Source organism: Streptomyces sp. PU-14G (assembly GCF_041028275.1).
Lineage (GTDB): Bacteria > Actinomycetota > Actinomycetes > Streptomycetales > Streptomycetaceae > Streptomyces.
The window spans coordinates 1-7,313 of record NZ_JASKYT010000320.1; the positions used below are offsets into that span (position 1 = coordinate 1).

At 70.8% G+C, this 7,313-nt stretch carries 5 protein-coding genes; 2 read left to right on the top strand and 3 right to left on the bottom strand.

Annotation, left to right across the window (positions count from 1 at the left end):
* Positions 1–647: phage holin family protein (locus AB8Z75_RS27390; protein WP_369206553.1), on the bottom strand; the 647-nt coding region annotated here is incomplete at its 3' end.
* A 307-nt stretch (positions 648–954) separates the two neighbouring features.
* On the opposite strand from AB8Z75_RS27390, the gene AB8Z75_RS27395 reads away from it, so the two are divergent.
* The gene (locus AB8Z75_RS27395) at positions 955–1,494 is read left to right on the top strand and encodes a TerD family protein (protein WP_369206555.1); all 540 of its coding nucleotides are present in this window, start codon (positions 955–957) and stop codon (positions 1,492–1,494) included.
* Between the two features lie 108 nt (positions 1,495–1,602).
* Here the strand turns inward: AB8Z75_RS27395 and AB8Z75_RS27400 are convergent, their stop codons facing one another.
* A complete protein-coding gene (locus AB8Z75_RS27400) occupies positions 1,603–3,573 on the bottom strand; it encodes a family 16 glycoside hydrolase (protein WP_369206557.1) in 1,971 nt (656 codons plus the stop codon).
* Positions 3,570–6,062: a ThuA domain-containing protein gene (locus tag AB8Z75_RS27405; RefSeq protein ID WP_369206559.1), complete on the bottom strand. Its 2,493-nt coding sequence runs from the start codon at positions 6,060–6,062 to the stop codon at positions 3,570–3,572. The genes AB8Z75_RS27400 and AB8Z75_RS27405 overlap by 4 nt, the downstream gene beginning before the upstream one ends.
* Positions 6,063–6,287: 225 nt before the next feature.
* Here AB8Z75_RS27405 and AB8Z75_RS27410 point away from each other — a divergent pair, with 225 nt between their 5' ends.
* A complete protein-coding gene (locus AB8Z75_RS27410) occupies positions 6,288–7,271 on the top strand; it encodes a multicopper oxidase domain-containing protein (RefSeq protein ID WP_369206561.1) in 984 nt (327 codons plus the stop codon).
* Positions 7,272–7,313 lie beyond the last annotated feature (42 nt).

Genomic DNA, 7,313 nt, shown 5'->3' on the forward strand with positions numbered 1-7,313 from the left:
GTGCGGGTCCCGGAGGCGGGCGGCAGCCCAGCGGCGTCGCCCTGGGGAGCGGTGGAGGTCGCAGCGGGCCGGGAGCCCTGGCGCCGGGCGGCCGGGGCATCGGCGTCGGTCGTCTCCCGCACCCGCGATCCGGCCCCCTCCGAGCGCGGAGGCTCCTCGGCTGCCGCGCCCGCTCCCGAAGTGGCGGACGCCGCGCCGTGGGGCGGCGGCGGGGGCGCCGCGCCCGGCGCGGAAGCGCCCGGTGCCGCCGTGGCCGCGCCCCGGTCGGGACCGGCGGACACGGCGCCGGGAGCCGCCGCACCCGTGCGGTCGCGGGGTGTGCCCCGCGCCGCGTTGCGCAGCGCCAGGGCGCACGCCGCCAGTAGGGCCGTGACGACCAGGGCGGCAGCCCAGCCGGGCATCACCGACGCCAGCAGCAGGCCGATCGCCACCGCCAGTGCCGCGCCCGCGTAGAGCGCGAGGACACCGGCGCCCGCCTTGAGCTTCAGGGCGCGGTTGCCCAGCCTGGCGCGCACCTCGGCGCGCAGGTCGTTCTCCACGGACTCCATCTGCTCGCGTATCAGGTGCGCCACCGGCTCGGACAGGTCGCCCGGCGAGGCGGGGCCCGGAAAGTCGCCACTTCTCGGAAGGGTCGCCTTGGCACTCATGAGGCGCCGGGTACCCCGCTGCGAGGGGCTATGCCGCCCGCTTCACCGGGCCGGGCGGCAGCCGGGACGTCAGGCGGCCGAGCCGCGCCCGCGGGCGAGCCGGGCCCGCAGGCGAATCGGCGCCCTCGCGGGGGCACCGGCGCCCTCGCGGACGAGCCGGCGCCCGCGCGGGGGAGCGGCCGGTCTTCGGTGCTCCCACTTCGGGCGCGAACTCTCCTGAGCCGGACGGCGTTGACGTGGCAAGATGGGACGGCCACACGAATCGGCGCACGGCCGCGCGAGCAAGCGGGACGAGGAGGGGTGCACGGTGAGCAGTCTCAACAAGGGCCTCGAAAAGGTGGAGGTCACCCTCAAATGGGACCCCAGCCCCATGGGGGAGCCGGACCACGACCTGGACATCGTGGCCGCCACCTACACCGCCGACGCCCCGTACGGCGACCCTGACTACCTCGTCCACTTCGACAGCCGCTCGCCGGACGGCACCATCACGCTGAACCGCGACAGCAAGACAGGACAGGGCTTCGGTTCGGACGAGGTGATGACCCTCGAACTCGACCGGCTGGCGGAGACGTACGTCCGCGTCGTGGTCGGCGTCGCCATCCAGCAGGGCGAGGGCCGCAAGACCTTCGGCCAGATCGAGAACACCGCCGTACATATCCGCGAGGGGTACGAGGAGCTGTCGGAGAGCGACCTGACGGGCGTCGAGAGCGCCACGGCGGCGACCGTCGCGGAGTTCGCCCGGGGCGAGTCGGGGGAGTGGCACCTCAAGACCGTGCTGCGCGGCTACGAGGGCACCCCGGAGGAGTTCACCGCCCACATGGGCCTCCCGGAGCAGCGCCAGGCCTGACGCCCACCGGGCGCGCCGCCGGGTCAACCCCGGCAGGCGGCGGGGGAGACGGAGCGCGAAGGGCGGTAGCGGTCGGATGACCGCTACCGCCCTGCCGCGCTGTCGGTGCTACAGCTCCTTGACGCGGACGTTGCGGTAGGAGATCACATCGGTGGTGCTGTGGACCTGGAGGCCCACGTACCCGGAGGCGTAGCGGCGCCCGTCGGTGCCCGGGTCGTCGTCGCGCGGCGGGTTGAAGGCCTGACCGCGGTCGTTCTCGAACTCGTTGATCAGTGTGCCGTTGCGGTAGAGCTGGTAGTGCTGGCCGATCACCCGGATCTCGTAGTCGTTCCAGGTGCCCTTCGGCGTCACACCGGCACCGGCGAGGCCGACGCGGTCGAAGCCGTAGACGGACCCGGTCTTGTACATGTCCCCGTCGGGGCGGTCGAGGATCTGCATCTCGTGCCCGTACTTGATGGCCACCCACTCGGGCCGGGACTCCTCCGGGTGGTCGTGGACGTCGGGGAAGCGGACGAAGACGCCGCCGTTGGCCCGGCCGTCACCGGGCGCGTCGTCGCGGAACTGCAGCTTCAGCGAGAAGTCGCCGTACCGGCGCTGGGGATACCAGAGCATGCCCATGCCCTCGACGCTGTCGTCGCTGGTCATGGAGCCGTCCTCGTTCAGCCCGAACTTGCCGCCGCCGACCTGCTCCCAGGCGGCGAACGACTCCTCGCTGCCGTCGAACAGGTCGCGGTAGCCGGTGTTCTGCCCCGGCGTGCCGATGCCGGAGCGCTTGGCGGCCTGGTTGATCAGCTTCCGCTCGCGGGGGACGAGGACGCCCTCGTCGAGAAGGTCCTCGGTGACGCCACGCACGTGCTTGAGGAAGAGGGCCTGGGAGGTCCACTCCTTCTCGTCCTCGATCAGCTCGTTGACGGTGCAGCGGCGCTGCGTCATCCGGTTGGGCACCCCGGTGTCGATGGTGCCGACGATGACCGTCTCCCGCTCGTCGTACTCGGGGCAGTTCGGCGCGGGCACGCCGCCGCCCGCCACGATGCGGAAGGAGAGCGTGCGCGGCTCGGAGGTGTTGCCCGCCTTGTCGGTGGCCCGGTAGGCGACCGAGTGGTGCCCGGCCCGGTCGACGACCAGCGGATCGCCGTAGGCCAGGTAGGGGGCGCCGTCGAGCGCGTACTCGACCTTCTCGACGCCGGACTTGTCGTCCGTCGCCGACAGCGTCACCGTCGCCTTGCCGAGGAAGTTGCCGTCCGAGTTCTTCTTGCCCTCGGCCTTGCCCTCGGTCGTCGGCGGGGTGGTGTCCACGTTCGGCGGCTCGACGACGGTGAAGCTCGCCGATTTCTCCTCCGCCGCGTTGCCCGCCTTGTCCTTGGCGCGGTAGCGGAGCGTGTGCTCGCCCACGTCCGTGACGGTGACCGGCTCGGTGTAGGCCTGGAACTCGCCCTCGTCGAGCGCGTATTCGATGGTGTCGACGCCGGAGTCCGCGTCCGAGGCGGTCACCGTGACCGTCGCGGTGCCCAGGTAGTTGCCGTCGGCGTCCTTCTCTCCCTCGACGGTGGCCGAGGTCTCCGGCGGTGTGGTGTCCTCACCCGGTTCCCCGCCGGTCACCACGAGGGTGCCCTGCATCTGCTGATGCCCCGGAATCGTGCAGTGGTACTTGTAGGTGCCCGGGGTGAGGGTGACCTGAGCCGTGTGCTTGCCGCCCTCGGCGTCCGCGGGCGAGGCCAGGATGTTCAGGCTGACGTCCTGGTTGTAGTCGGGGTCCGAGGTGACGAACGTGAGCGTGTGTGACATCCCGGTGGTGTTGCCGGTGGCCTCGCTGTTCTCGAACACGATCGTCGCCTCGCCCGCCACGGCCGTCGCCGGAGCCGAGGCGTACTTGGTCATGTCGTCGTCGGCCGTCCAGGTCAGCACCTGGTCCGCCGCCTTCGGTGTGTCGTCGGCGCGTGCCGCCGCGGGCGCCTGGCCCTGGCCCCACGCCGTCGCGGAGGTCAGCCCGAGCACCATCAGCAGCGCCGCCACCACGGCGGTCAGCAGCCTGGCGCGCTCCCGTCTTTCCCGTCGTCTTCCCAGGGGCCTCGCGCTCATCGGCCCGCTCCCTTCCGCAGCGCAGGTTCGGCCATGTCACCGGGCGCCGGCGTCGGCTCGCCGCCCTTGTAGGTGATCCGCCACAGCGCCGACTTGTCGTCGGAGGTGAAGAAGCCGCGCCCGTAGTCGAGGACGTAGAGCGCGCCGTCAGGGCCGAACTTCCAGCCCATGAGGTTGCGGATGCCGCCCTCGCCGACCGGCACGATCTGATCCAGGCTCTCGGCGTGGGCCGGCAGCGCACCGGTCTCGCCGCCCTCGGGCATCAGCAGCGCGTGCCGCGGCTGGTCACCGTCGTACAGGTCGCCCACGAACCACTTGCCGTCCCAGTAGGAGGGCCACTTGACCTTCGAGTCGCTGTCGGCGTCGTAGCGGTAGAGCGGGCCGTTCATCGCGGCCTGCCCGCCGCCCTTGAGCCAGTCCAGCTTCAGCTCCTGCTCGCCGAGCTTGTAGCTGGGCACGCCGTTCTCGTCGCGCGGGAAGTCCGGCGCACCGCCCTGGGGCGAGTACCAGATGTTGTTCGGCTTGGCGGGCGGGATGTCGACCAGGCCGTCGTTGTTGGGCGACTCGTTCTTGAGGTGGTCGCAGTCGTACCAGCCCAGCGGCTTGCTCGGGTCGGGCAGGTTGCGGTCGCGGTAGGGCTGCTTGTTGCCCATGCAGAACGGCCAGCCCTGGTTGCCCGCCTCGGTGATCTTGGCGAACGTGTCGTACTTGGCCGGGCCCCACGTCTCGCTCGGCTCGGTCGCGTCCGGGCCGACCCAGCCCGCGTACAGGGTGTCGGTCTCCTTGTCGACGGAGATCCGCGACGGGTTGCGCACGCCCATCACGTAGATCTCGCCGCGCGTCTTGCCGCCGCCCTCGTCCGGCTCCTTGCCGGTGAACAGGTTGCCCTCCGGCAGCGTGTAGGTCCCGTCGTCCTCGGGGTGGATGCGCAGGATCTTGCCGTTGAGGTTGTTGGTGTTGCCTGCGGTGCGGCGCGCGTCCGCGAAGGAGACGCCCTTGAAGTCCGGCTCCGGGTTGTTGCCCGAGTACCCGTCGCTGAACTGCGAGGAGTTGTTGTCGCCCGTGGCGATGTAGAGGTTGTCCTTGGAGTCCCACGCCATGCCGCCGCCCGCGTGGCAGCAGCTGTGGATCTGCACGGGCCACTTGAGCAGGACCTTCTCCGAGCCGAGGTCCAGCTTGTTGGTCTCCTGGTCCAGGGTGAAGCGGGAGACGCGGCGCTCGGCCATGTGCGTGTCCCGGTTGATCTCGCTGTGCGGCGTGTAGTGCAGGTAGACCCAGCCGTTGCGCGCGAAGTCCGGGTCCAGCTCGATGCCGAGCAGCCCCTCCTCGTTCTTGACCAGCTCGTCGCCGCCGCCCTTGTTGCCGAAGATCGTCAACTCGCCCGCGAGGGTGACCTTCTCCGTCTTCGGGTCCCAGACGTGGACCGTGCCCTTCCCCTTGCCGATGTCCGGGTCGTCCCAGTCGGTGACCACGGGCTGCGAGGCGTCCTCGCCGCCGCGGCCGATGTAGAAGACGCGTCCGTCGGGCGCGGTGACCAGGCCGTGCGGCTCTCCGATCTGGTCGTGCTTCCCCGGCTGGTTGGGCTCGGTCAGCCGGGTGGCCTCGTAGTTGTCGGAGATCGCCGCCTGGCAGTCGGCTCGCGCCAGCCGCGTCGTCCACATCAGGGCGCCGCGCAGGTGGGTGCGGAAGTCGGTCTCCTGGTAGCTGGAGGCCGTGCCGCCCATCGCGGTGTAGAAGGACCGGCCGCCGTCGTAGTCACGGCACCAGGAGACGGGGTGGTCCCAGCCGCCGCCGTCCTCGCCCGGGTCGTAGCTGTTGGCGCGGACGCGGGCGACCGTGTGGACCTTGCCCGACGGGTTCTCCTTCCAGTTGAGCCACTTGTCCAGCCGCTTCCACTCGACGGGCAGCTCCTTGGTCGCCGGGTTCTCGCGGTCGCCGACCTCGACCACGGCCCGCTGCGCCTTGGCGGGGCTGTGCTCGGCGGGCCGGGCGCCGATCAGCCCGGTGAACCAGTCCGAGTACGGCTCGGCGCGGGCCGCGTCGTGGATGCCGAGGAACCCGCCGCCCGCCTCCATGAAGCTCTCCAGGCCGGCCTCCTGCTCGGGGTCGAGCACGTCGCCGTCGCCGGTGAGGAAGACGACCGCGTTGAAGCGGCCCAGCCGCTTGGCGTTGGTGAAGACCGCCGGGTTGTCGGTCGCCGAGATCGTGAAGTGCTCCTGGGCCGGGCCCTGCCCGCCGATCTTCTCGATCGCCTCGATGGCGGCGTTGACGGTGGGGGACTCCTCGCCCGTGGCGCCGTGGAAGACCAGTACGCGGACGTCCTCGCCGCCCGGCGGGCTCGGCAGGGCCAGCTTCTGCACGGGCGTGTCCGGTGGCGGCCCGGCGAGTGCGGGGCCGCTGAGCAGCCCGGCGGCGAGTGTCCCGGCCAGCAGCGCGGCGATCCTTCTGCGCCGGGGTCTGGCCCGCTTTGTATGCGGTTGGTGCCGCATAAGTGATCCACCCCTCTTCTGTCACAGAAACGTGGCAGAAGCTAGACCTCTTTCGGTGGTTCGCCAAGAGCTATGACCACAACTCGACGAACTTTGTCCAGGGTGTGGATAAACTCCGGGCGCAGCGCTACGGTCCCAGACTGATCCGTCAACTCGACTCACTCGCACTCACGTTGGCTCCACGCCGGCGCACCAACGGCCTCACGCCCGGGGAGAACGAGAACGATGACCGGAAACGCGCACACCCACACCCGCCGCACCTTCAGCAGACGCCTCCTGGCAGGCGGCGCCGTCGCAGCCGTCGGCAGCACCGGGCTGACGGCCGGGACGAGCACCGCACAGGCGGCCCCCGCCGCATCCGGGCAACTGCGCCGCGCGGGCAAGGGGGGCGAGACCCGCCGGATCAAGATGTACGCGGAGAAGCTGCCCGACGGGCAGATGGGATACGGCCTGGAGAAGGGCAAGGCCACCATTCCCGGACCGCTGATCGAGCTGGTCGAGGGCGACACCCTGCACGTCGAGTTCGAGAACACCATGGACGTCGCCGCGAGCCTCCACCCGCACGGCGTCGACTACGACATCGACAACGACGGCACGAAGATGAACGACAGCCACGTCGAGCCGGGCGGCAAGCGCACCTACACCTGGCGCACCCACGCCCCGGGGCGCCGCAAGGACGGCACGTGGCGCCCCGGCAGCGCCGGGTACTGGCACTACCACGACCACGTCGTCGGCTCCGAGCACGGCACGGGGGGCATCATGGCCGGCCTCTACGGGCCCGTCATCGTGCGCCGCGAGGGGGACATCCTGCCCGACCCCGACCGGCAGTTCACCATCGTCTTCAACGACATGACCACCAACAACCTCACCAAGGGCCCCGACTTCAAGGCCACGGTGGGTGACCGCGTCGAGATCATCATGATCACGCACGGTGAGTACTACCACACGTTCCACATCCACGGACACCGCTGGGCCGACAACCGCACCGGGCTGCTGGAGGGCCCCGAGGACACCTGCCGGGTCATCGACAACAAGATCACAGGACCGGCAGACTCCTTCGGCCTCCAGCTCATCGCGGGCGAGGGCGTGGGCGCCGGCGCGTGGATGTACCACTGCCACGTACAGAGCCACTCCGACATGGGCATGGCGGGCCTGCTGCTGATAGCCAAACCAGACGGCACGGTGCCGGGGCACGACGGGCACCACTGAGCCGGCCCGAGACGCCGCCCGCACAGTCCGGATCCGCCCGCC

Coding starts and splice junctions, on each gene's coding strand:
- AB8Z75_RS27405 (WP_369206559.1), bottom strand. CDS start 6,062: ATGCGGCACCAACCGCATACAAAGCGGGCCAGACCCCGGCGCAGAAGG.
- AB8Z75_RS27410 (WP_369206561.1), top strand. CDS start 6,288: ATGACCGGAAACGCGCACACCCACACCCGCCGCACCTTCAGCAGACGC.
- AB8Z75_RS27400 (WP_369206557.1), bottom strand. CDS start 3,573: ATGAGCGCGAGGCCCCTGGGAAGACGACGGGAAAGACGGGAGCGCGCC.